Annotated in this window: 19 protein-coding genes; 7 read left to right on the forward strand and 12 right to left on the reverse strand. The window is 61.7% G+C overall.

All coding sequences use genetic code 11. From position 1 onward, the window contains the following. Positions 1-24: 24 nt before the first annotated feature. From U9J33_RS24130 to U9J33_RS24140, 3 genes are read right to left on the reverse strand one after another with little or no spacing between them, the layout of a single operon-like run. Positions 25-1,704 (reverse strand): class I adenylate-forming enzyme family protein, encoded by a 1,680-nt coding sequence (locus tag U9J33_RS24130; protein WP_324699443.1) that lies wholly within the window; start codon positions 1,702-1,704, stop codon positions 25-27. Positions 1,705-1,725: 21 nt separating this feature from the next. Beyond that, entirely contained in the window at positions 1,726-2,241 is a 516-nt protein-coding gene (locus U9J33_RS24135; protein ID WP_324699444.1) for a nitroreductase/quinone reductase family protein, read from the reverse strand. 5 nt (positions 2,242-2,246) lie between these two features. Further along, a complete protein-coding gene (locus U9J33_RS24140; RefSeq protein WP_324699446.1) occupies positions 2,247-2,669 on the reverse strand; it encodes an EthD domain-containing protein in 423 nt (140 codons plus the stop codon). A 93-nt stretch (positions 2,670-2,762) separates the two neighbouring features. Between U9J33_RS24140 and U9J33_RS24145 the strand changes: the two genes are divergently transcribed. Beyond that, the gene (locus U9J33_RS24145) at positions 2,763-3,632 is read left to right on the forward strand and encodes a LysR family transcriptional regulator (RefSeq protein ID WP_324699447.1); all 870 of its coding nucleotides are present in this window, start codon (positions 2,763-2,765) and stop codon (positions 3,630-3,632) included. Positions 3,633-3,673: 41 nt separating this feature from the next. Here the strand turns inward: U9J33_RS24145 and U9J33_RS24150 are convergent, their stop codons facing one another. Beyond that, positions 3,674-5,356, reverse strand: a complete 1,683-nt coding sequence (locus U9J33_RS24150) for a tannase/feruloyl esterase family alpha/beta hydrolase (protein WP_324699448.1) — start codon at positions 5,354-5,356, stop codon at positions 3,674-3,676. 343 nt (positions 5,357-5,699) lie between these two features. Between U9J33_RS24150 and U9J33_RS24155 the strand changes: the two genes are divergently transcribed. From U9J33_RS24155 to U9J33_RS24165, 3 genes are all read left to right on the forward strand, one after another. Beyond that, on the forward strand, positions 5,700-6,845 hold the full coding sequence (locus U9J33_RS24155; RefSeq protein WP_132470149.1) for a helix-turn-helix transcriptional regulator: 1,146 nt from the start codon (positions 5,700-5,702) through the stop codon (positions 6,843-6,845). A gap of 124 nt (positions 6,846-6,969) precedes the next feature. Further along, positions 6,970-7,710 carry an alpha/beta hydrolase gene (locus U9J33_RS24160; protein ID WP_324699449.1) on the forward strand — a complete coding sequence of 247 codons (741 nt, stop codon included), beginning with the start codon at positions 6,970-6,972 and terminating at the stop codon, positions 7,708-7,710. Positions 7,711-7,792: 82 nt separating this feature from the next. Beyond that, a complete protein-coding gene (locus U9J33_RS24165; RefSeq protein WP_054435387.1) occupies positions 7,793-8,407 on the forward strand; it encodes a TetR/AcrR family transcriptional regulator in 615 nt (204 codons plus the stop codon). A 91-nt stretch (positions 8,408-8,498) separates the two neighbouring features. Here U9J33_RS24165 and U9J33_RS24170 read toward each other — a convergent pair whose 3' ends face one another. Beyond that, positions 8,499-10,250 (reverse strand): tannase/feruloyl esterase family alpha/beta hydrolase, encoded by a 1,752-nt coding sequence (locus U9J33_RS24170; protein ID WP_324699450.1) that lies wholly within the window; start codon positions 10,248-10,250, stop codon positions 8,499-8,501. A gap of 565 nt (positions 10,251-10,815) precedes the next feature. Here U9J33_RS24170 and U9J33_RS24175 point away from each other — a divergent pair. Further along, complete coding sequence (locus U9J33_RS24175) at positions 10,816-13,635, forward strand: TonB-dependent receptor domain-containing protein (RefSeq protein ID WP_324699451.1); 2,820 nt, start codon at positions 10,816-10,818, stop codon at positions 13,633-13,635. Positions 13,636-13,736: 101 nt separating this feature from the next. Here the strand turns inward: U9J33_RS24175 and U9J33_RS24180 are convergent, their stop codons facing one another. From U9J33_RS24180 to U9J33_RS24200, 5 genes are all read right to left on the reverse strand, one after another. Beyond that, positions 13,737-14,528 carry a transporter gene (locus U9J33_RS24180; protein ID WP_324699452.1) on the reverse strand — a complete coding sequence of 264 codons (792 nt, stop codon included), beginning with the start codon at positions 14,526-14,528 and terminating at the stop codon, positions 13,737-13,739. A 260-nt stretch (positions 14,529-14,788) separates the two neighbouring features. After that, complete coding sequence (locus U9J33_RS24185; RefSeq protein WP_324699453.1) at positions 14,789-16,840, reverse strand: TonB-dependent siderophore receptor; 2,052 nt, start codon at positions 16,838-16,840, stop codon at positions 14,789-14,791. 207 nt (positions 16,841-17,047) lie between these two features. Continuing rightward, positions 17,048-17,404 carry a YybH family protein gene (locus U9J33_RS24190; protein ID WP_054435399.1) on the reverse strand — a complete coding sequence of 119 codons (357 nt, stop codon included), beginning with the start codon at positions 17,402-17,404 and terminating at the stop codon, positions 17,048-17,050. Further along, entirely contained in the window at positions 17,405-19,003 is a 1,599-nt protein-coding gene (locus tag U9J33_RS24195) for a GMC family oxidoreductase (RefSeq protein WP_324699454.1), read from the reverse strand. It abuts the gene before it with no gap. Continuing rightward, positions 19,003-20,139 carry a serine hydrolase domain-containing protein gene (locus U9J33_RS24200; protein ID WP_324699455.1) on the reverse strand — a complete coding sequence of 379 codons (1,137 nt, stop codon included), beginning with the start codon at positions 20,137-20,139 and terminating at the stop codon, positions 19,003-19,005. The genes U9J33_RS24195 and U9J33_RS24200 overlap by 1 nt, the downstream gene beginning before the upstream one ends. A 228-nt stretch (positions 20,140-20,367) precedes the next feature. On the opposite strand from U9J33_RS24200, the gene U9J33_RS24205 reads away from it, so the two are divergent. Together U9J33_RS24205 and U9J33_RS24210 are read left to right on the forward strand one after the other, a co-directional pair. After that, complete coding sequence (locus tag U9J33_RS24205; protein WP_324699456.1) at positions 20,368-21,075, forward strand: FadR/GntR family transcriptional regulator; 708 nt, start codon at positions 20,368-20,370, stop codon at positions 21,073-21,075. 102 nt (positions 21,076-21,177) lie between these two features. Further along, on the forward strand, positions 21,178-22,866 hold the full coding sequence (locus tag U9J33_RS24210; protein ID WP_324699457.1) for a diguanylate cyclase: 1,689 nt from the start codon (positions 21,178-21,180) through the stop codon (positions 22,864-22,866). 2 nt (positions 22,867-22,868) lie between these two features. On the opposite strand, the gene U9J33_RS24215 is transcribed toward U9J33_RS24210, so the two are convergent. Beyond that, a complete protein-coding gene (locus U9J33_RS24215) occupies positions 22,869-23,366 on the reverse strand; it encodes a MarR family winged helix-turn-helix transcriptional regulator (RefSeq protein ID WP_324699458.1) in 498 nt (165 codons plus the stop codon). After that, positions 23,363-24,565, reverse strand: coding sequence for a serine hydrolase domain-containing protein (locus tag U9J33_RS24220; RefSeq protein ID WP_324699459.1), 1,203 nt, complete (start codon positions 24,563-24,565; stop codon positions 23,363-23,365). The genes U9J33_RS24215 and U9J33_RS24220 overlap by 4 nt, the downstream gene beginning before the upstream one ends. Positions 24,566-24,634 lie beyond the last annotated feature (69 nt).

The following is a 24,634-nucleotide window of genomic DNA, read 5'->3' on the forward strand; positions in this document are numbered from 1 at the left end:
GATTATTTTTATGCGGGCCGCTCGTCATCGGAGACGGCTGACCACTGCCTTGCGCAGATCGGCGGTCTTGATCTTCGAGCTGCCGGTGGTCTTGAGTTCGTCGTTGCCGAAGAACAGCACCGTGCGGGGCACCTTGAAACTGGCGAGACGGCTACGCGCGAAGGACCGGATCTGGTCGGCCGACAGGGCTGCGCCTTCCAGCGGCACCACGCAGCTGACCACAATTTCGCCCAGCAGAGGATCGGGCACTCCCACCGTCTGCGCAATTTTTACGCCAGGGCAATCACGGAGCACCGCATCGATCTCCAGCGGGGAGACGTTGGCGCCGCCGGTCTTTATGATGTCGTTGAGTCGGCCTTCCCAGAACAGACGGCCTTCTGCGTCCAGCCAACCGCCGTCCCCGGTTCGAAAGAAGCCCTCATCGTCCAGCGTCTCGTCGAGTGGCACGCCAAGATAGCCCAGCATCAGCGTGGGGCCCTTCACCGCGACTTCGCCGCGGTGCCCGAGTGGCACGGTCTGGCCTGTCACGGGATCGACGATCCGGATGGTCGATCCTGCCGTGGGGCGGCCATGGCTTCCCGCTGTTTCACTTTCCGGAGTGCCGGCCGGAAAGACCGAAATCAGTGTGAATGTTTCGGTGCTGCCGTAGGCGCGAGGCTCCGTCCAGTTGGCCGAAACACTCGGGTGGTGGGCCAGCGGAAAGGCGCCATCCACATAGTGCAGCGCGGACAGGTCGGCCTCGGCATAACCAGGCACGGCTTCGAGCTGCGGCCATTGGTGCGGCCAGGCGAGTAGCATCGTCGCCCTTTCCGCCTGGATCAGGGCGAGCGCGGCTTCGGGATCGAACCAGCGCTGGAGCAGAAGACAACCGCCGGACGAGAGCGTTCCGCCCAGCGCCATGGTGAAATTGCCCGAGAAGAAGAAGCCGTTGGCGGACCATGTTCGTGGCGGGTCCGTGACCCCGTACCAGCTCTTCCAGCGCCAAAGCTGCAGGCAGATCGCCCGGTGAGCGGACATTATGCCTTTTGCCTTGCCCGTCGAGCCGGACGAAAAGAACAGGGTGCCTGGATCGCTGGGGAGCACCGCCGCGGCGCAAGCCTCGATCACGCCGTCGGGAATGGTGTCTCCGCGCGCCAGAAACGAGGACCAGCCTTCTACCGCGCCTGTTCCCTCATCCCCGTCGACGCGCGCAACATGGCTGAGGAACGGGAAACGGGCAGAGAGGCATTGGTCGGGAATGCCTGCTGCGATACCAGGCTCCAGTTCGCCCAGCATCGCCGCGAAGTCCTTCTTGAGCACGTGCCGCTCAACCAGCAGGATAGCGCAACACGACGCTTCCAGCACCTCACCAATTTCCGGCGCGGTGAAGAAGGTGCTGATTGTCGTGGCGACGCCTCCCGCCAGTGCGGTGCCGAACAGGCAGGAAAGGAACTCCAGCCGGTTGGTCATGAGTAGGCCGACGCGTGTGCCTTTCCCTACGCCGCAGGCCTTGAGCGCCCGGGCCACTTCGTTGGCGCGCGCCCAAAGATCGTCATAGCTCCAGCGGATGACTTCGCCGTCCAGATGGATGACGGCTGCTTCACTGGCACCATGTCGCTGTACGATCTCTTGAAGATAGGCACCCAGCGTCAGGGCGCCGCAAGCTGTCTCTTGCGAAAGAGGAATGCCGCGCGCGTAGGATAGTGCCGTTTCCTCGCTCGTCATTGATGTGCCGGCCATCGGAAATCAGGTGGTCCGGATGCCGGTGGCATCATCGGGACGGAAAACCGGAATCTCCCCGGCTGCCTTGAACATCACCAGCGGCAGTACGCGCGCGGTAGAATTCTGGTAGGTTTCGTAGAAGGGATGGCAGTCGATGAAGAAGGACCACACCTTCTCGCGTTCGGCACCTTCTGGCTCACGCCAGGTTCCACGGAATGCCTGGGTCGCGATCTGGAACTCGATTTCCGGTTGCTCGACGATATTGAGATACCAGGCCGGATGATGGTCAGCCCCGCCCTTCGATGCGCAAATCACCACTTCGCCGCCGATGTCGGCGTAGCACAGGGGCGTGATGAAGGTTTTCCCGCTCTTGCGCCCCTCGTACTTGACCAGGCAATGCGTTGCGAAGGCACGGCCACCAACGGCGGTGATGTCCATGATGTGACCCTTCGCCCCGCCGGAAGAAAGGTACATCTCTCGGTGTTCGCTTACCCAGTCGCGCCGGGCTTCGCGGATCACCTGCATGTTTTCATCGCTCATTCCATTTACTCCGTTTCATCGCCGTGGCGAAGAACGACATGTGTCGGTTCGCCATGAGGGCCCATCGGGGAGTCGTAATCGATCACCGAACAGACCGGGTTGGCATGGCTGGCGAACAGGCGCCGCTCATCCTCCATCGTCATCGGCAGGCGCGCGGGATCGGAAATGATGCGCTGGGAGGCTTCGAAATCCTCCCGGCTGTTCCACCAGATCTCAATCAGGCAATCGTAGCCGGAATCGTGGATTTCACCGGTTATGGGGTTCCTTTCGGGCGTCAGATACCGGCGGACATAGCGCACCGCATTGGGCAGCGCGGGCTTCGCACCCATCTTCTTCGCAAGCTGGGAATGCTGGTTTTCATAATAGTCGAGGAAGGCGTCCATCGACATATCCGGCCGCTTCCGGAAGAAGCAGATCTGCTTGAACATCGAGCACCCTCGCTTGTCATTATGGACCGAGCATTGCGGCAAGCGGGGTATGAGGTCTAATGCTGAATTCGTGTATCTCCATGCGGATTGTTTATGGACCTCTCACTTGGCAAGTTGCAGCACCTGCTCGCCGTCGCACGCTGCGGCAGCTTCTCGCGCGCTGCGATCGAGCTGAACCTCAGCCAGCCGGCATTGAGCCGAAGCATAGCGACGATCGAGGAGCGCTACGGCTTTGCGATTTTCAATCGCGTCGGCCATGGTGTGGAGCCGACCGCAGCCGGGCTTCAGGTTCTGGAGCAGGCGCGTCCTCTGCTACAAGGGTTGCGGGTCTTCGAAAGCAATATGGGACTTCTGGCTGGTGGGCGTAGCGGGCGGCTGTCGATGGGGATGGCGCCGCTGCTGGCCAGCGAGCTGGTTCCACGCTTCTCCGGCGACTTTTTCGGCGCCGGTAATGTGCAGCTTCGCGTCATGGTCCGGCCGGGGGAAGAACTGATCGAGGCGCTTGCCAACGACGAGGTCGAGCTGATCTTCTTTCCCGGTCCGCATGTTGCCGATGCCGGGGAAATCGAGCTGCAACATGTCGGCGATGCGCGCCCGGTGTGCGTGGTACGTCAGGGGCATCCCCTGCTTGCCCGCAAGCGTCTCCAACTTGCCGATCTGGCTGATTATCCATGGGCGAGTTCTGTCGAAGATCCGGTCGGGCCGCCGATCCCGAGCCGTTCGCGCATGGTCTGTGAAAACTATCACATCCTGCGGGACGCGGTTATGGCCGCAGATATGGTCTGCATCTGCTCTCAGGCGTTTATATCCGAGGAATTGCGCGATGGCCGGCTGGTAGCAGTCGCCATCGAGGGAATGCCGCTTCCGCCAACCGCGATCTTCGCGGGCCGGCTCAAGGGCAGGGTCCATTCCCCGCTCGCCGCAAGAGGGTTGGCGGCGATACGCGGATATCTGGCGGGATGACGCTGCGGTTCATCCCCGCCGATCGGCTTGCACTTCGCGTTTCATTGCACGGCGTAGCTTGATGCCTCGTTGGGGTCGCCGCTCACGTATCGCACCTGCTGCGGGTAGGGGGCGATGGGCGCCGAGCGCCTGACCGGGCTTTCCGGCGGGGTCTCGATGACGATCGAATCGGGAGCCTTTCCGTTTTCAACCCAGTCCACCATCAAGGCATAGAACTGGCCCGGCGCGACGAGTGGTGGGTGCGCATCGGGATTGGAGGTGCCGTTCGGCGACATGTGGCCGACACCGGGCAAGAGGTAGAGACGGAAGAAGTCGTGCACATTCTGCGCGCCGCCCATCTTTTCAAGCACCCGGTCGTAATAGCGGATCGTGCCCTGGACCGGAATCGCTTCGTCGTTCCAGCCGTGCCAGCTCAGGAACTTCCCGCCGCGTGCCTTGAACGCGGAGAGATCAGGATCGTCGCTTGCGAGGCCGCCGAACGTGCTGTCGAGTTCGGTCCCGCGGTCGAAGGCGTGGGAGAGTTCCTGATAGGTCAAAGCGGTCCATCCCCCCTCGCCGTTGCCGGACGCATTGCGAAAGGTTGGATTGGCCAGGCGCGGGTTGGCCAGTTCCAGCGCGACCTGATCGGCCACGTATCCTTCGTGCGCATTGGAACTGCCGTAGCCGATATTGGCGAAGTAGGCCTGATAGAGCGATGTGCCGCGCATCAGCCCATACCATTTGTGTGGGCCGGCAAGCGCCGTTCCCGCGCCGTTGTCGCGATGGGGATCAGGTGCCGAGCCGTCACTGGTCATGCCGTACCACATCTGGTTGACGACACGCGCCTGGGATAGCGAAAGGGCATCAGGACTGGTATTCGTGCCGCCGTCTTCCACGTGCAGCACTGCGGGGTCCTTGGTCGGATCGTAAGTGCAGGCAAGGTTGTCCGTCACATATCCCATGTGCTGCCCGCCAACCGTGTCGCAGGCCGCGATCGCTGCATTGGAGACGAGGTCCATCTGGGCCTTGGTCAGGTAACGGCCGCTGAGTTCCCGTTCTACAACGAGGCTGCGATAGACATCGGCGGTAACCCATTGGGCCCAGTTGAGTGCCGGAAGGCTGGCAATGATGCCGTCGTAGTCGCCCGGATACTGCTGGGCGAGCCGGTAGCCATGGCGTCCGCCGGTCGATACGCCTTCATAATAGGCGTGGTGCGCCGGCTTTCCGTAGTAAGCCCGCGCGATCTGCTTGGTCTTCTCGGCCATCACATGCATCGCCCGGTGCGCGTAGTCCTCCCAGAGCTGCCTGGCAGGGGACCCATCCGGATTGATGGCCCAGGCACCATTGGTGGGGACATGGCCGGAATCGGTGCTGGCGGAAACTGCGCTTTCTCCACCCGCCGTCAGTGCGGCATAGGGCCAGCCGATTGCGTCCGGAGAGCTGTGCTGACCGCCGTCGAAGCCGCCAAGGCCGCCGATATTGTGTATCCTTCCATTCCAGGCAGCGGGCCTGGGCAGCCATACTTCGATGCCGATGCCGGGCGAAGTGGAAGGCGCGCCGACAGGGCCCGGATTGCCCGGTCCCACCACCAGCTTGATCAGGCAAAGGTCCGAGGGTGCGACGGCGGTGTGGGCCGAGGCCGGTTCCGAAATCACCAGCGGTTCGCCCTTGTGAAACTCCCGAACGAGCAGGACGTGCGTAAGGCCGTCGGCCTCGATGTCGGTCTTGAGATGTGCAGGTATCATGCAGAACGCTCCGCTGGAGGCGTAGGAAGGGATGACGAGGGTCAGATTGCAAAGCGCAGGAGCAGCCAGGAACAGGATGGCCGGCCCGAAAGTACCGGCTTTCCGCCGGCGCTGCCGTGCAGAGGCTGCGGTCCGGCCGAATGGGTGTGGGACACGTTCGAAGATGTCACGCAGCACGGCACAGCCTCGTGGCGCGGTGGCGCGCTCTCATGGTTCACTCTCCCGCTTGCCTCGTAGCTCTGTCTTTGCGAATGGCAGCGCTTGTCGTTTGCGACTTCCTGAGGCAGGTATCCGGGATGAAAAACCCCCAAATGGGGGCTGTGGCCAAGCGCGGCAGGAGCGCATGCAAGTTTCAACAGCCATTGGCGAAATGACCCAGGCGCTGCTTGACGGCGCATATGAAAAGCCCCTGTGGGCTTCGTTTCTTTCGCTGCTCGCTCGTGAAACCGGCGCGGATTTCGTCGTGCTGTTGTGTCAGCCGCCCGGCTGGAAACAGGACGATTGCCTGCAACTCGTTTCGGGCGACATGCGTGTGGAAGACAGCAACGAACTCTATCGCCGCTACTTCGTCGATCGCAATCCGACGGCGAGCGAGTTGATGCAGGAAGGCAGAGCCTATTCTCTTGAGGAGCTTATCGCGCTCGACCGGGGCGAACATGAGGCGTTCTACGCCGACCTCGTGACAACACACCGTGTGACGGACCTGCGGCAGATGCGTGTGCGGGAAGCCGGCGGCGTGGATGCGCGCCTCACGATCGTCAGTCTGAGCCGCTCGTTCGATGTGCAGACCGATCGCTTGCTTTGCGCTTTGGCTCCCGTACTGAGAAGCGTCCTGCGCAATTACATTGTCCTTGAACGCGAACGCTTCACCGCTTCGCTTGCGGAGGAGGCCATTCGCAGGCTGCAGTTCGGCTGGATTGCCCTTGATGCAGGCGGTGGGATCGTCGACAGCGATCCAGTCGGTGAAATGCTGCTTCGCGAATCCGGGGTGGTTGGACGAACGCCCAGGGGAAGGCTGACAATTGCCGACCGGGCTGCCGAAAGGACACTGCTTGCCACGATCCGCACAATGGCATCGCAGCTGGAGGCAAGCCCCAAAGCCGTTTCCCTCTCGAGCGATCCCTGGTTCGACATGCTACTGGTGCCCGCACCGCACAGATTGCTCGGACCGATAGGCAAGCCGGTGATCGTCGCTTATGTGCACGGTGACAGTTGGGGCACCGCCGATCGCTGCGAGCAGCTGATGGACCTCTTTCGGCTCACGCGAAGCGAAGCCCGGCTCGCGCTGGAAATCTGCCGAGGACGGTCCATTGCCGAGGCCGCTTGCCAGCTGGATTTGCAGGTCGAGACAGTCCGTGGCTATTCGAAACGCATTTTCGCCAAAACGGGCGCGCGCGGGCAAACAGACCTGGTCAGGATACTGATGGGGAGCGTTCTCGCCTTGACACCTGACGGACGTATCGGAGCACCACGTCCTGCCTCTCGTTGACAGGGTGTTTGCGTGATGTGATCCCTTTCCCGCTCCTGCGGTATGTAGCTCGCGCAGCCTGTGGCGTCTTTCGCGCGGCGAAGCGCATCGATAGTTTCGCGCACGAAATCGGGAGAAGCAGGACTTGGAGACTGAGCCGGCATTTGTCTTCGTTCACGGCGGCGGACAGGGAAGCTGGGTGTGGGGCGATACTATCGCGGCACTGGGACTGCAGGCTCCCGGAGTTCGTACCTTTGCAGTCGATGTCCCGGGTTGCGGGTCAAAAAGAGAGCGGCTCGATGGCGGCATCGGTCTGGACGAGGTCGCGGCCGAGCTGCTTTCCGACATCGAGGTCGCCGGCATGGGGCCGGCGATGCTCGTTGGACATTCCCAGGCCGGGCAAGTCATGTCGCTGATGCTGGAACGGCGGCCGGACCTGTTTCGGAGGGCGGTCTACGTCACATGTTCGATCCCTCTTCCCGGGCAAAGCGTGCGCGCGATGATGGGGGAGGGCATGCACGGAGCGAGGCCTGATGAAGTCGGCTGGCCGTTCGATCCCAAGACAGAAGATCTGGCGGCGCGTTATCCGCAGATGTTCTGCAACGATATGGATGACTTACAGAAAAGCGCATTTCTCGCGAAGTTTGGAGTGGATCGCTGGCCGCTTGCTACCTACGACTTTACATCCTGGCGGTACGATCATCACGGGGCCGTTCCAGCCAGCTATGTCGTTTGCCTGAAGGATGGGATATTGCCAGTGGAATGGCAGGAGCGCTTTGCCGAGCGGTTTGCTGTGGACCGCGTGATTTGCATCGATGCCGGCCATCAGGCGATGATTACGAGGCCGCAGGCCCTGGCCGAGATCTTGAGAAACGAATGCCGTTGACCGAAAACCTCCCGGTGATAACAACAGCGGTCGTGTTTGATAAACCTTGCGCGTTTTACTGACTGATCGGTAAAGGTGCCCGATGGCAACCAGGATCAAAAAAGGGAACCGCGAAGACGCTGCGGTTCGTCGCGCCCAGATCATCGATGAGGCAATCCGCCAGATCGGTCAGATCGGCTCCCGTGGTTTTACGATCCAGGGCCTTGCCAGCAAATGCGGAATTTCCAACGCGGGGCTGCTCCACTACTTCGGATCCAAGGACGGCGTGCTTATCGCACTGGTCGATGAGATCGAGAGCCGGGAGGAAGTAATAGTCGCGCCTCTGCTGGCGGCGACCAAGGCGTCAAGCGGAAACGGAGAAGACGCCTATGTCGCGATGGTGCGGCTGTTGCGACGGATCATCGAGCGTTACCGGGAAATTCCGGAGCTGGGGCGTTTTCTCATCGTCCTGCAAACCGACGCCATGGACCCTGCGCACCCTGCCCACGCCTGGTTCCTCGCGCGCGCGGAGGAGACGGAGGATCTCTTCGGCCAATTGCTTGCTCCCTGGGCTGTCGATGCTCAAGAAGCAGCCAGAATGTGCTACGCCCTGATTTTTGGACTTGCCCGTCGCTGGTATGACAAGCCGGAATCTTTCGATCTGGGGCAGACGCTTGAGCGTGCGGTCCGTGCGATCGTTCCTTTCGAGAGCGATTGACGCCGAAGAGACGCAATTTTCAAGCGAACTGTCAGGGGGGCAACTGAGCCAAGCAGGCGGCGAGGTTACGGTGCCCGCCGCCAGGCAGCCGTCAGTCGATGACCCCGGCCTGACGCCCGGATTCCCCGATCCTCAGCATGCCTCTGTCGCCGGGGACACAACTCCAGTTCGCACCATCCTTTACGTCGCCTTCGCCGCTGTAACGCGCCATTTCGGGAAATTTGCTAAGTGGCATGGTGCGGCCGAGAGGCCGCTTGAAATCGACGCCGAACTGGTTCGCCTTGTAGAGCGTGGCGGGAAGGCTGTCGGGCGCTTGGCCTCTTTCCACCCATGCCTCGATGGCGCTCAGCGCGTCGAAACTGCCGGGGCCTTCTCCGATCCCGCCGCCACTGCAATGCGCGGTGCCCGGCAACATGAACATGCGGATGTTCTTGTGGAGCTTGTCATATCCGCCGAACGTCTTCGCAAGATTTTTGTAGTAGTTGACGGACATGTATGGGGTAAGAAGGTGATCGCTCAGGTTCACCCACAGGATCATCTTGTGATTGCTCTTGATGAGTTTTGCGGCGTTCTTCGGAATATCGCCGATACCCATGCGTCGCGCTGCATTCGCCCTGGCCACTTCCGTTGCCGGTGCGATTACCCGGAAACCGGTAACGGGCCCGGTGCCACCAGAGCCAAACGAAAGTACCGATGTGGTCTCGAACTTTGGATCATTGCGGTGAGAGAAGATGCGGATGACGGTGTCTCCGAGTAGCGCCATGCCGTTGGCGGCACCGGTTGCCGGATTGCCTGTATCGGGCCAGGGATTTGCAGTGCCCGCGTTGGCCGGCGGCAGCATGAGCGAGTTTTGCAGTTCGCTGACCGAATAGCCGGGCTGAACGACGCGCCCTTCCTTGTCCGTGGCTGCGGTCAGAACTGTACTGACGCTTTCGATCTGCGCCTGCGTAAAGCAGCTGGGACCGGGTTTGTTATCGGCGCAGCGCGGGAGATCCTTTTCAGGCCGGAAGTCGCAGGCCATCGGGTTCTGGATGAGGCCGTCCTTGACACCGTCCACAGCATCGCACTTCGCCATGACAAGCGGGTTGATCTGGGCCACAAGCGATGCTGGCAGGCCCGCATCGGGCGAGCGTACCGTCGCCAGTGAGGCGCCGGTGGTCAGGAATGCGAGATTGGCGAGATTCGCATAAGGTGAGCCCGACACGATCCCGTCAAAAGCCTCGGGAAAGTAGGTTGCCGCAACAAGAGCATCGCGCCCGCCGCCCGAGCAGCCGCAGAAATAGGAATAGGCGATCTTTTGGGCAGTTCCGCTTGCCTTGGCATAGAAGGCGGTCGTGAATTCCTTGCCCATCATCGCCAGGACTTTTTGCGAGCGATAGAGATAGTCGTCGAGGTAATCCTGGCTGATCTCTCCAGGCCCCTTGATCGCCCACTTGCCTTGCGTGAAGCCGGCATGGCCTTCATCCGTCGCGAACGAGGCGTAGCCTTTCCTGATGCTGTCACCGGGCTTGCCCTGATTGGTGATGGTGATGGTGGGAGATGCCGCATCGCTTACCGCAAATGTCCCGCAATGCCCGCCGCAGCCAAGCTGCAGGTATTTCCGGTTCCAGCTTATCGGCAGGGTTGCGAGGAAGTTCGCCGTCTTGCCAGTGGCAGGGTTGGTCACGAAGCTGCCGGTCACCTGGCAATAGGCCGGAAGGTCGCCGCGGGCCGGTGTGAAACGCGTTCCGCCTTCAAGGAATGGGCCTGGTTGCTCTTCGGACGGCAGTTTCCCGATCGTAACCTTGATGTCCAGCTTTGCCGCAATGGCCTGCATCGCGGCAGGTTGGCACAGTTCGGCCATGCTCGGGGCGGCGACACCATCGGTGATTCCGGCATTCGCGCGCGATGACGGTGCGGCGATTGGCGGGGGTGTCGGCGTAGCGGCCGCATTTACGCCGTTGCCGAGGTTTCCCGTCGCTGTCGCGGCGATCAGTAACGGCGTTCCGGTCCACAAAGCGATCCGAGATGATAGGCGCATGCTTTTTGTCCCCTGCCCAAATATCGACCCGTGATGCCTACCAACCATTCGGTAATATTTAAAGGCTGAATCTTGCCTTGACGGTCAAGGCAACCCTTGAGGTTCGGGTCTCGAATAATCCGCCCGCACGGCTTTAGACTTACCGACTATATGGTATATACGGTTCCGACTCGATATGTCCGGGCAGGGGAGGGCTCGGTGAAACGACTCGATATCCAGCAATCAGCATCGGGAGGAAGAGTGCGAGCTGTCGATTTCTAGCGACGCCCTTCCGAAGGGTCTGATCGGTGAAATGAATTATACAACGATATGACGCGAAATATGCGCAAGAAGTTATGATTTTATTCGTCGAAATATAAATAAAATAAAGTACGGGAGAGAAATAAATATGAAGAAATCGAGCAGCCGTTTGCGGTTTGTCGTCGTTCTGAAAGGCGGGGTCGCGGCCTCTGCATTCTGCCTGGCTATCCCGGCCTTTGCCCAGGCCGATAGCCCGCCGCCTCAGGATGACAGCAAAGATCAACTGACCGATCGCCAGATCCAGGAAATCGTGGTCACGGGCACTCTTATTCGCGGCGTGGCGCCGGCGGGCACCAATGTCATCGATGTGTCGCAGGAGGCCGTTCAATCGACTGGTGTTACAACCACCGCGCAATTGCTGCAGACAATTCCGCAACTCGGACAGTTCAACTCGCTCCAGCAGCCGGCAGGCGCTTTTAACAACGTGACGACAAACCGCCCGAACCTGCGCAATCTTCCGGGCTTTCAGACTGCGGGCAGCTCTCCCACGCTTGTCCTTCTCGACGGGCACCGCATCGTCGGCATGGGAATCCAGTCTACCAGCCCCGATCCCGATATCATTCCGCCTGGCGTGATCGAGCGCGTCGAGATCGTTCCCGACGGCGGCTCCGCCATCTACGGTTCGGACGCTGTCGCGGGTGTCATCAATTTCATAACGCGCAAGAAGTTCGACGGCATCATGGTGGATTCGCACTATGGATTTGCGGACGACTACCACGCTTTCGATGCCAATATGACGGCGGGCAAGTCGTGGGACACCGGATCGATCTATATCTCATACAACTATTCGGAACACGGAGCGATCTACGGCCGGGATCGTGACTATGTTAAGATGTATACCAAGACGATTCCCGGCGTTCCCTTCCCGATCACGAGCCTGCGCTGCACTCCGGGCAACGTGCAACTGGTTCCGTCAGGCACGGTCTATGCGCTGCCCTATACTTCCGCCACGGCGACGGCGAACACCGCAAACCAGTGCGACGAAAGCGACGGTGCGCCGATCTATCCGAGCGAAAATCGCCATTCGGTCTTCGCGGGCTTTTCGCAGGACCTCAACGAAGCGCTGAAGGTCGACGTCCGGGCGTGGTTCACCCAGCGCAAGGTGTCTGCGGATCTGGGGCCTATTTACGATTCCCAATACATCGGTCCCGCCTTTATCGGCCTGACACCCAGCCCATACATGGCGGCTTACAAGGTCAATCCGGCCAATCCGTTCGAGATCCATCAGGTTTCGTATTCCTACGGCGGAGACGACACGGAGCAGCAGAGGTTGTCGCTCAGTACCTGGGGCGTGACGCCGACGTTCACGGCGGAGCTCGGCAAGGGGTGGCAACTTCGTGGCATGGGCAGCTATGGCGAAAGCACGACTCAGAACATCGTCGGGCAATACAATTCCACCGCGGTTCCGCGTGCTATCGCTACCGGTCTTCTCAATCCCTATGACATCAATTCAAGCAGCCAGTTGGGGCTCGATGTCCTCAGCAATTTTGAATCGTTCGGACGCACGCGCCAGCAACTGATCAACGGCCGATTGATCCTCGATGGCGCCTTGTTCAGGTTGCCGGGCGGAGATGTGAAGTTCGCCGGCGGTGTCGAGTATAATCACGAACAATTGCGCTCCCAGAAGGGCTCCATTGTGCCCGGCACGGAAAACACCGGTTACGAAGGGCTCGTCTATAACGGTGTGACGGTCATCGCGCCTTACGCAAACCTTCCGGTCGTCACGCTTTCCCGCAGCACCAAATCGGCATTCGGTGAAATGGTGGTGCCGATTTTCGGGGTGGATAACGGGTTCGGGGGAATGCGCGAGCTGACCGTCTCCCTCTCCGGCCGATATGACGACTATTCCGATTTCGGCAATACCTTCAATCCCAAGATCGGCGTCACTTACAGACCGGTAAACTGGGTGAAGTTGCGCGGATCGTGGGGTAAATCCTTCGTGGCGCCGAGCCTTGCGGACAGGCCGGAAACCGACGTGACTTCCTATAACCAGGTCAATGGGCTCTCATTCCTGTTGCCGCCGGCCAGCCTCGTTGCCAACGGCACCTATCCTGCCCCGCAGAACAGCAACGTGGCGGTCGTGCTTGGCAGTGCGCCGGATATCAAGCCGGAAAAGGCCACCACGTGGTCGCTCGGCTTCGATATCGAGCCGCCATTCGTTCCGGGGCTCAATCTCAGCCTCACTTACTGGAATATCAAATTCAAGAACCTGATAAATCTGCCGAATTTCACTAATCAGGTTGATTTCTGGACGAACTTTGGCTCGGTCATCACGGTCAATCCAACGCAGGCCCAGATCGATTCCTACCTTGCCCAGTCGGATACGATCGTGGGTTCCGGGTGCTCGGTCGCAGGCACCGGCCCAACCGGCTGTTATGCCATCCTCGATGCTCGCAAGCGGAACTTCGCCAATGTGGAACTGGATGGTCTTGATGCCGCGCTGAGCTACCGCCTCGATGCGGGCTTTGGCTCATTCGATCTGGGGTTCAATGCCAATTACGAACTGAACCGCAAGCAGCAGCCGATCGCAGGGGCGGCCTTCAGCGACTTGCTCGCCGCCAACAACAGCCGTTTCAAGTTCAGCACCGTGCTTGGCACGACGATCAGCGGCCTGCGGGCCCAGGTCACCTGGAATCACACCGGTGGCTATGACCTCGATCCTGCTGTCAGTTCTGCAGGCGAACAGGCACGGGTCAAGTCGTTCAACGTCATCAACCTGTTCTTCAAATATGACGTCCCCGGCGAGGGGATATTCAAGGACCTTTCGTTCACGCTGAACATCGACAATGTCGTCGATCAGGATCCGCCGCGCTACATCCAGCAGTCGATCACGCCTTCGCAGGATGGCTATATCAACGGCAACACCCTTGGCCGCTTCGTGCAGTTCGGGGTGAGCAAGCGCTTCTGAGCTGATCGCGATGCGCATTTCGGCGCCGCCTTGTGCGGCGCCGAAATGTCTTGCCGGCACCGTGAACGGGTGCCGCTGGATGTGAACCGGGAAAAGCGTGGTCAGAACCGGCGCGAGAGGCCGAAATAGAGCTCCAGGTCCGGCGCGTCCCGGTCCAGCCCGGCGTTGGCGCCGGCATCGATCTGAAGGTCTTTCGTGGGCTGCCATCCTAACGAAAGCCCGGAAACATGGGCAACGCTGTGGCCCTGCGGATCATGGTCGGCAGTGACTTCATACTCGGCAGTTGCGCTGAGCGCTTCCCCGATCTTGAGAGACGCGCCGACAACTTCGTCGAAGGCGAAATGTCGGCCGTCGCCATCTTCGTCAACCGCGGCATCGAACTGCGACGTGGTGACGAGGCTCCACTTGTCGGAAAGTTCGTACGACAGCGGTACGCGCGCGCCTGCGGCCCAATCACCGTCGCCGATCGGCTGACGGCCAACGGGAAGCGATATGTAAGGCATCACGGCGATCGACAGGCCCGATCCGTCGGGGTTCAGCAGGTTTCGCCGCAGCGCGAACGTGGCGTCGCCGGAACCGCTGCGATGTTCCACATCGCCTGTCATGCGATCGCGGGTGCGTGACGAGCCGAAGGCAGTCCAGCCGACCTGAATCTCCGCATGCCGGGCCACGCCGTAACGGACAAGCAGTTCCGCCGCTTCGAAGACGTCCTGTCGCTCCTGCCGGTCCTTGTCGAGTGTCCAGTCTCCCATGCCGATTTCGACGGAAGCCCGCCCCGGTTCGAGCGTGCATGCGGGCGTGCCGATGCCGGGGCGGTCGGGGCAATAGTCCGGTTCGTCGGCTCTGGCGGCCGCAGGCATGAGCGTAGAGCCCAGCAGGGCCGCCGTCAGCATGACACCTCGCGACGGTCCCGCAAGACGATGCAAAGAGATCGGCGAACGGGACACTGTCATTCCGGTCATGCTGTGCTCCCAGGCCACCTGTCACGCGGAAAAGGCGCGCGTATTTCTTCCATTCCTGAAGCACGCGCAAATGCGCCCGAAGTCAAGCTCCGGGCGCGTTCCTGCAGGCAGGCATGGGGTAAGCGGCGACAGGATTGGCATGAGCGCCTCCGGCTGCATGGCTGCAAGCCGGAGGCCGTTCGTCGCTCCTGTCAGAACCGGAAGCCGAGCGTGCCCATGATGTTGCGCGGCGCGCCCATGAAGCAGTCGCCACGGGCCAGGCACGAGGCATAGTACCGCTTGTTGAGCAGGTTGGTGGCGTTGACCGAGAAGCGCCACTTGTCCCAGCTGATCTCGGCCAGAGCGTCAACCGTGGTGTAGTCGGGCGTCATGATCGTCCATGCACTGCCGACCGAACGACGCTTGCCGGTGTAGACCACGCCGGTGCCGAGCCGCAGTTGCGCGTCTTCGGACAGGCCGAAGCTCTTCGACGCCCAGAACGAAGCGGTCTGGCGCGGCAGGTAGTCCAGGCTCTGGGTGGCCTTGATCTTGTTGTAGCCGTAGTTGGCCAGCAGCTCGAAGTCGCCCGGCAGGGTGTAGTTGCCTTCCACTTCGATGCCCTTGGTGGTGAGCTGCCCGGACTGGGTGACGGAGTTGTTCTCGCCATAGAGAACACGGTTGCGTTCCTTGATGTGGAACGCCGTCACGGTGACGAGGGCATGGGCATTGGGTTGCCACTTCAGGCCGGTTTCGAACTGGCGCCCGGTCTGGGGGGTGAGCAGGTTGCCGGTTACAGTGTTGATGCCGCTGACCGGAAGGAAGCTTTCGGTATAGCTGAAGAACGGAGAAATTCCCGCGCCGAGTTCGCCGATGATGCCCGCGCGGAAGGTCGTGGCCTTGTCGATCCCGCCGCCGCGATTGTCGACGCGGTCATGACGTCCGCCGAGCACGATCGAGACGCGGTCGTAGAAACGGATCTGGTCCTGCACATAGACGCCGAGCTGCTTCTGGCCCGAGGTGGTCCAGTCGGCGCCGATCGCGGGAATGGTGAGGGCGTCGTAGTCGATGTCGTAGAGGTCGATGACCTCGTAGCCGCTGCCGCCGCGCTTCTTCACCCGGTTCCAGGCGTAGTCGATGCCGACGAGCAGCTTGTGCTCGATATTGGCGCCGGTGTTGAAGTTGAACTGCAGGTTGTTGTCCGTCGAGAAGACGTTCATCCGCGCGACGGTGGCATCGCTGTAGAGACCGATCGTGCGGCCTTCCGGATCGAGGTAGGGGTTCGTCGGGTTGCTGTAGCTGTTGGCATAGTGCGTGAAGTAGTCGAGGTCGCTGTCGATGTAGCGCGCCTTCAGGCTCAGCGTGATGTTCTCGTTGAAGTGGTGCGTGATGCTGCCGCCACCCTGGAGCAGACGGCCGTCATAGCGGTCCCAGCCCGGCTTGCCGACAAAAGTGTAGCGGTCGAGATGTTCGGCATTGTTGGGGTTGGGGCGGAAGGTGCCGACGATCGGCAGGAACTGCGTGGTCGAGCCGGTGTCGTCCTCCTGATAGAGACCCGTCAGCACCACGTTGGTGTCAGGCGTCGGCTGCCAGCGAAGCGAGGGTGCGACGAACACGCGGTCATCGGGCACATGATCGACATAAGTGTCCGCGTCGCGGGCGCGGCCGACGAGGCGGAAGGCGAAAGTGTCGCTCAGGGCCAGGTTGACGTCGCCGTAGACTTCCTTGCGGTCATAGCTGCCGTAAGTCGCGTTGATCTCGCCGCGCGTCTCGAATGTCGGCGCCTTGGTCACGAGGTTGACGAGGCCGCCGATCGAGCCCTGGCCGAACAGCACCGAGGCAGGACCGCGCACGATCTCGACCTGCGAGAAGTTGTACGGGTCGGACGTGATGCTGGCATAGAAGCTGTAGACATCGCGCATGCCGTCGCGGAACTGCAGCGCCTCGATGCCGCGAACCACGAAGCTGTCGACGCGGGTGTCGCGGCCATAGGCGTTGGCGGTGACGCCTGCGGCATACTTCACCGTGTCGCTGATGCTGATCGCGCCTTGCGAGAGGTACTGGTCGGCCGTGATGACGGTGACAGGCTGCGGCACCTGGATCGGCGGCGTATCGGTCTTCGTTCCGGCGCGCGAGCCGGTGACGAGGATCTCGCCCGCCGTGTTGTCCTGGTCCGCATCTGCTTCGGCGGCAAAGGCACCCGTCGGCATCGCGACCAGTGCGATCATCGCTACGCCGCACAGCGCGAGCTTTCCTGTTTGCTTCATTTCGATTTCACCCCTCGTCAATGTCGATGTTGGGCACGCGCTTATTCGATAATGAGAGGCGTTAGCAATATCGGGGTAAAATTTGTGAATTACGTTGCAATTAGGACACAGGCGGCATGGGGGCGTGCAAATAACCGGCTACACGCGTCGCGCGAGCCGGCATTGCGGGGGATGGGTTTTCGCGATCTACGCGATGGAAGCGCGGGATTACGTTCCCTGCGCGTAGATACAAAGACGTTCGATCCTGTTCTCACCATTGAGATAGAAGAAATTCGCCGTGCTGCGCAGGCTTCCGTCAGGCAGGCGTGCCTTGATTTCCACGGCTGCCGCCTGCGGGCCGAACACATGGGAACCGGGCGTCGGGATTGGCGCGCCGCGATTGAACACGTCAGTCTGGAATGCGCGGATGGCCACCGTTCCCTCGATCAGGCTGCCGTTGGGGAGCGTGACCGTGGCATCGTCGGCGTAAAGAGCCAGCAGGCTCTCGATGTCGCGGGCGCGAATGGCTTCGAAATAGCGATCGGCCACTTCGGACGGGTTCATCGGGACGTTCCTTTCGGCCATTCAGGCAGCATGGTTGGCAAGGATGATTTCGCCGGCCCGCCAACCGATCGCCATGGCAGGGGCATTGGTGTTGCTCCCGGTGATCGAGGGCATGATCGAGGCATCGACGACCCGAAGCCCCTCGGTACCGCGCACGCGCAGTTCCGGATCGACCACGGCTTCGTCGTCCGATCCCATCCGGCAGGTTCCCACGGCGTGGAAGCCTGTGGAACCATGTTTGAACGTGGCTTCCAGCAATTCCTCGTCGCTGATCGCGCCGGGCCCGGGGATCAGTTCCTCGACGATATGTTCGGCAAGGACAGGCTGCGCTGCGAGCTTGCGAATGTAACGCAGGATCGCGACCGCATTCTCGCGGTCATAGGCAGTGGCCATGTAATTGGCATCGATCCTGAGGGGGGCGGACGGATCGCTGGAGGTGATTTCCAGTTCGCCCCGGCTTTCCGGCCGCAGCGTATAGCCGTAGATCGTGATCGCGGGATAGGGACTGACGCCTTCGCGCCCGGAGGTGAACGGTCCCAGTCCGATCTGCGCATCGGGCAGTTTCAGTGCCGGATCGGTCTTGATGAAGCCGCCTGCAACAAAGGTGGAGCGGGCGAGGGGGCCCCGTCCCAGCAGGCCGTATGTCAATATCGAACGGATTAGCCCGAGCCCCTGAAGCCCCTTGTTGCTGCCCCCGCGCCTGACCCGGTACTGCACCGGCAGGGTGCGGTGATCGCTCATGTTGCGGCCGACTTGCGGGCGGTCGACCAGGACGTCGATGCCCAGATTGCGCAGCAGTCCGGCGGGGCCGATGCCGGAGCGCTGGAGAATGGCCGGCGAATTGAGGCCGCCTGCGCTCAATATGGTTTCCCGCCCGGCGGTGATGCTGAACGTGCGTCCGCGATGGCGGACATGCACGCCGGTGGCACGTCGGCCTGAGAACGCGATCGACAGGACTTTGGCTTCCGTCACGACATCGAGGTTACGGCGCCGCATCGCCGGTTTCAGGAAGGCGCGCGCGGCGCTGAAGCGCTTGCCATCCTTGCAGATCGTTCGCGGCTGCTGACCGAAGCCGCCGGCCACGCTTGCCTCGACGCTGTTGATGTCCTCGACGACGGGAGTGCCAAGGGCGGCCGCGGCCGAGATCGTTGCCCGGAACAGCGGATCGTCGCTGGGCGACAGATTGACTTGCAAGGGGCCTGATCCGCCTCGCGACGGCGCGGGGCCAAGTTCATGGCGCTCTATCTCCGCATAGCAGCGCCCGATATCCTGCCAGCCCCATCCCGGCGCGCCGTTGGCCTCCCACCCGTCATAGTCGTCGGGTGCGCCGCGGGTGTAGACCATGCCGTTGATGGAACTCGACCCTCCCAGGGTCCGTCCGCGCATCCAGAACTCGGCGGGGCGGCCTCCCCCCGGAGAAGCCATATAGCGCCAGATGTAGGGGCTTTCGGGCCCCATCAGCTTCGCCAGTCCCATCGGAACAGTGATGAGCATGTTGCGGTCCGATGGGCCGCATTCGAGAAGCAGCACCGAGTTGCGGGGATCGGCCGACAGGCGATTGGCCAGCACGCACCCGGCAGAGCCGGCGCCCACGATCACATAGTCATAGGGAGGCCGCATCAAACAAGGCCCAGTGCCGTGCGGATCGCATTGCCCACGGCGCTTGCGCCGTCCGCCGCGCTCATCCGGTTGTGGCAGAAAGCGACGGCAAGGCCTGTCGCCGGATCGGCCCAGCCCAGCGAACCGCCAGCGCCCGGACATGCGATCGCAGTGGCCGCGCCCAGCGCCATGGTGAGCGGCGACTGGCCGTCATACATCCAGTAGCCGCCCTGACTGAGTGGCATCGGCATGCCGAAGAAAACCGGGTCGGGAAGCGTGCCGCCCGGTCGCATCTGGCAGCTCATCGCTACGCGTTTCCGCGATAGCAGCCGTTTCCCGTCAAGCTCGCCGCCATTTGCGAGGATCGACCAGAACCGTGCGAGACTCCGTGCCGTGAAGATCCCGCCGACGCCGGCGATAGTCGCCCGGCGAACGTCTTCCCGCTCGAAAATATCGGGCGCGAGCCGGACCTCGAACGGCATTGCCTTTTCGAGGACCGTACCTGCCGGCGGCGGCTGCATGTTCAGCGCATCGACAAGCCTGGCGATGCGCGGTTCGGCTGCTTCCGGGACACCGATCCACAAATCCTCGATATCGAACGGGCCGGCGATTTCCTGTGCCACGAAATCCCGGAAGCTGCGCCGCTCCGGGTCGGTGCGGCGAACGATTTCGCCGATCACCCAACCGAAGGATACGGCCTGATAGGCGGGCTGCCCGACCGGGAAGATCGGCTCCAGCGCGGCGATTCCGGCGGTCATCGCGTCCCAGTCGCACATCATCTCGGGCGTTACCGCAGGCGGCATTTGCGGCGTGCCGGTTCGATGGGAGAGCGCATCGCGAACGGTAACGGCCTCTTTGCCGTTCGAGCCATATTCGGGCCAGTAACGCGCCACCGGACTGTCGTAATCGACAGGGCCGCGTTCCGCCTGGACATGAAGCGCCGTCGCCGCAACGGCCTTGGTCACCGAGAACACATTGAACAGAGTGCCGCCATCTACCTTGCGGCCCGTGGCCGGATCGGCAACTCCGGCCCAGGCATCCACCACCAGTTCGCCATTCAGGTAGGCCGCAACCTGCACGCCGATTTCGGTGCCCTCCTCGACCAGAGCGTCAAGGACCTGTTGGACGGCGGCATTGGCCGCCTGATGCTTCGCCATGTCTACACCTCTCACCGTGGGGCGGCGTGAGGTTCGTGCCTTCGCCGTCTCTGCGAAGTTCATAATAGGTGTGTTATAAGCGAGTCAATCGGGCATTTCCGGCGTAACGGCACCAATATCTCTTTTAAACATGCATTATTAGAATTCCTCTTGAAGAGAATGCGGCTTGCGTGGATGGAACGCGGATGGCCCTGCACCGCGGGGCCGAACCTTGGGAGCAATGTGCAAATGGCGCGAAAGCCATCGAAGGAAGGCCTGGTCTCCGGGGCGGTCGAGCGGATGAAGCAGATGATCCTCGCACAGGATTCCGGTACGCAAATCGGCTCCCTTCCTGACCTCGCCAAGGCGCTGGGCGTTGGCGTCGTGACGGTGCAGCAGGCCGCGCGCGTTCTCGAGCATGAGGGTTTCCTGAAGGTCAAGCGCGGGAACGGCGGTGGCTACTACGGCGCCCGCCCCGACGCTGCGTCGCTGGGGCGGGCCATGGCGGGTTTCCTCCAGGTCAACCGGTCACGCGAGCATGAGGCCATCGAAATCATGACGCTGCTCGACTGCGACCTGATTTCCGCAGCCGCGCTTGCGACTGACGAGGCGCTTCGCGAACGGCTGCGCGATCATGGCCGTCAGATCGACGCCTGCAACACGCCCGAGCAACGGGGCGCTTTTGAGCAGGAGATGCAGGACATTATATACGCGATGGTCGACCGGCCGTTGATGGAGATGCTCGCCCGTGTGACCATGGAGCACTATTCCTCGCATGTCCGCGTGCCGATCTATCCGGGAGCCGAAGGCGCCGAGCGCTGGAAGCAGGAGCGCCACAACATCATCTATGCCATTCTCCGGCGCGATGCCGGGCTTGCCCGGTTCGAGGCGCAGCGCCGGCGGGAGGATATCCTGCAGCGGCTTGCACGGGCGCCGTCGAACGCGGAAGGGCAATGAACGGCGCCGCCCTGATCCGGTCTCTTGCGGGTGATTAACGGTATTAAAAGCGTTTTCCCCTAGCCGCGGGGGATGATTTCGAGCGGTTATCGAAAATGGTCCTTGGCGGTCTTTCTGCTGCTGGCGATGCTGGCGTGCTTCGGCGCCGGTTGGAACAACGTAGCTGCCACGCATGAAACGCGAGAATTCTGCCGGGCGTCGGGTCGCATGTCGGAAGACGTCCTGGCGGTAGCTGCGGAGGCAGGGCGATGGTCTTGTGGCGACGGGAAATTCTCCATTGATGCCGAGCGCGCACTCTTGCGCTTCGAAATCCATGCCGACGAGCCGCTGCCGCGATTCTTCCTTTCAAGGCGGAGCGCGCTTGCGGCGATACATCTGCTTGCCATCGACCGGGATGGTACGGTTCGCCGCCGCTCCATTCCCGCAGACTCCCTGCGCAGTTCGGTCGCCGGCGGGTACTTCATAGCGCCCTTGCCGAACGTGACGGGCGCGACCAGGCAGGTGATCGTCGCGGTTGACCTGCCCAGCCACCGGATGACCCTCGAGAAGGGATATCTCGCGCGGGCGGACGCGACAGGGGGGCTTGCGGGCATGCGATCCCTGCTGGTCCTCGCAGGGCTGGCCGGAATGCTCATCATGCCGCTCATCTTCAATGCGGCGTTTTACCGGGCCTTGCGCGAGCCTTTCGTCCTCTGGCACTCGGCGCTGACGCTTTCGCTGCTGATAACCATCGTGGTGTCATCGGGCTTGTCGGTCATGTTGTTCGATCCCCCTGCCATGACATTGAGCCGGATGGCGACGTTGATCTTCGGGATGACGATCGGGTCGGGGGCGATGTTCACGTACTGCTTCATCGAGCCCGGATCCATGCATCCGTTCCTGCGGCGATTGCTGCCCTACTGCGCGGTATGGTCACTGTTGCTGAGCGTGTTTCATGCGGCATTCCCGTTCATTGCGCGGCCCATCCAGTCGAGCGCCTACACCGCGGCGTTCGCGCCGGTTCTTGCCGTATTCCTGTTGTCGATGATCGATGCATTGCGTCGAGGCAGTCGCGCCGCGAAGTTTCAGGCCGTTGGGTATACGCCGATGGTGGTGGTGGGTTTGATCCGTCTGGTGACCGGCGTGATCCCCTGGGCGCACAGTTCCGATGCCATGCTTCTGTTCTACATCGGCTGTATTTGCGAAGTCCTTTTCACGACGCTCGGCATGGCGGACCGTTTCGTCACGATGAAGCGGGAGCGAGACGGCGCACGCACCGAGGCGGAACTGCTTGAACGGATTTCCGAAACGGACCCGCTGACAGGATTGCTGAATCGCAGGGCGATAGAGCAGCAGTTCGACCAGCTTCGAATCGAAGGCTTCACCGCGCTGGCGATCATCGACCTTGATCACTTCAAGGCGATCAATGACCTGAACGGACATGCTGTCGGCGATGAGGTGCTAAAAGCGGTCGCCCGCGCGCTTCAGCCAACCCTGAGCGTCTGCGCGTACCGCCTTGGCGGTGAAGAGTTCGTGCTGCTCTTGCGCGGCGACGATGCCGAGATTCAGGCCGAGCTTCGGCGCAGGGCCATTCCCGCAATCGTCGCCAATGCCGTTACCGGTCTTGAACGTGCGGTCACTGCCAGCATGGGCATGGCCGTGCTCCACGGGGAGGAAGGTTTCGCATCTCTTTATGATCGGGCCGACAAGCTGCTTTACGAAGCCAAAAGCGCCGGGCGAAACAGAACCCGGTTTGCCTTAAAGTCGCCGCCGCTGGATGGCGTTTTGAGCGGCCGGGCGATGGTGGCATAGACCTAGTTGGCGAGATCGATGCGGGCGGCGACGCGAGCGGCCAGTGGGCGCCCGTCGAGCGCGTCCTCCAGGCGATCGAGCAGCGGTACGAGATGGCCCGCTTCGGCATCCAGTTCCTCGGCGCTTTCGTTCAGCGCTTTCCAGAGGGGGGCAAGCGATGCGACGAGCCGGTCACCTTGCGCTGTAAGTGAGAGGAGCCGACGCCGGGCATCGGCTTCATCGCTTCTGGCTTGGACCAGTCCCGCCGCTTCAAGCGCCCGTCTGGCCTGACTGACGGAGACATGAGTGACGCAAAGCGCATCGGCAATCTCGCCGACCGTCATCGCGCCGTTCAGGACGATCTGGTTGAGAATACCGAACCAGCGCTGTTCGAAGTGGACGTCCTGCGACGCGTAGATTTGTGCCGTTTCGCGGTCGATCCTTTCGGAAAGCCTGCGTAAGCGGGCCCCCAGCGCGGCTCCGCCGACTGCACGACTATAATCCATGCGCTTGTCCGTCATGCCAACGGCCCGGTGAGGAGGCGCTCGGCGATCGCCTTGATTGCAGTCTTGCTCGCAGGCGTAGCCGAACCATTGGTGAAGATCGCGACGCCGGTCGTCGAGGCAGGATCAAGGTAGACGGCGGTGAACACGCCGGGATCGCCGCCCCAATGGTTGATCCGCCGCTTGCCGAGTGCGCTGGATTCCATCCAGCCCAGCCCCTGTCCTGTCACCCAATCCGGCAGGCCCTGCGGTACATGCATGGTCAGCATCTCGGCCTGGTCGGTCGCCGTCAGGATCTGCGCGGGCCCGGCCGCTCCGCGATTGGCGGCTGCAGCGACAAAGGGCATGAAACCTGCAATCGAGGCGCGCAGCATCCCCACCGGAAAATCCGGGAAACCGACCGGTTCGGTCGGGACGATCCGATCATCGACGATGTCGTAGGGAGTGGCCATCAACGCCTTGGGCACGCCGGCGATGGTCCATGAGACCTGCCGCATACCAAGCGGATCGAACATCCTGGCTTGCGTGAATACGCGCAGGTCCTCGTCCGCGACACGTTCCACCAGATATCCGAGCAGCGCATAACCGACATTGCAATAGTCATAGTTCGCGCCGGGGGCCGCTGGCGAGAAACTTCCTGTAACCGAATAGTGTCTGCCGTCCGGCAGGAGATAGTCCTTGAGGAATGTCCCAAGCGGGAGGGAGGAATCCTTGCCAACCGTCCGGAAATCCACCTTGTAGTAAGTTTCGTCCGAGATACCCGACACGTGCATCAGCAGATGCCTGGCCGTGATGGCGGCATGAGGATGGGCGGGATTGAGGACTTCGAAGTCGAGATAGCGATTTACCGGCGCATCGAGTTCGATCCGGCCTGCTTCAACCAGCATCATGATCGCGGTGGCCGTCACGGTCTTGGTGACGGATGCGAGGTGGAACATCGTGTCTGTCGTCACAGGCCGGCGCTGCGCGACATTGGCAAAGCCATACCCACGCGTAAGAACGACTTTGCCTGCCCGCGCAATGCCGACCGCCATGCCAGGGAAGGCGCCGTTTCGAAGCTGTTCCTTCAGGAAGGCATCCAATCGGCCATTGTCCGCCGTTATGTCCAAGGCCGCCGCGGCGCCCAGGGCCGGTGTCGCCATGGTGGCCACGGCACCCGTCAGGAAGGCTCGTCGGTTCAAGGAAACGCCTGGTGCAGAGTGAACAATGTTCGGCATGTGGAATGTCCCGCTGATATATGTAGGCACCTACATTAATATGCGCTCAAAAGGAAGCGCTATTCTTCC

This window comes from Novosphingobium sp. RL4, assembly GCF_035658495.1.
In the GTDB taxonomy this organism is placed as follows: domain Bacteria; phylum Pseudomonadota; class Alphaproteobacteria; order Sphingomonadales; family Sphingomonadaceae; genus Novosphingobium.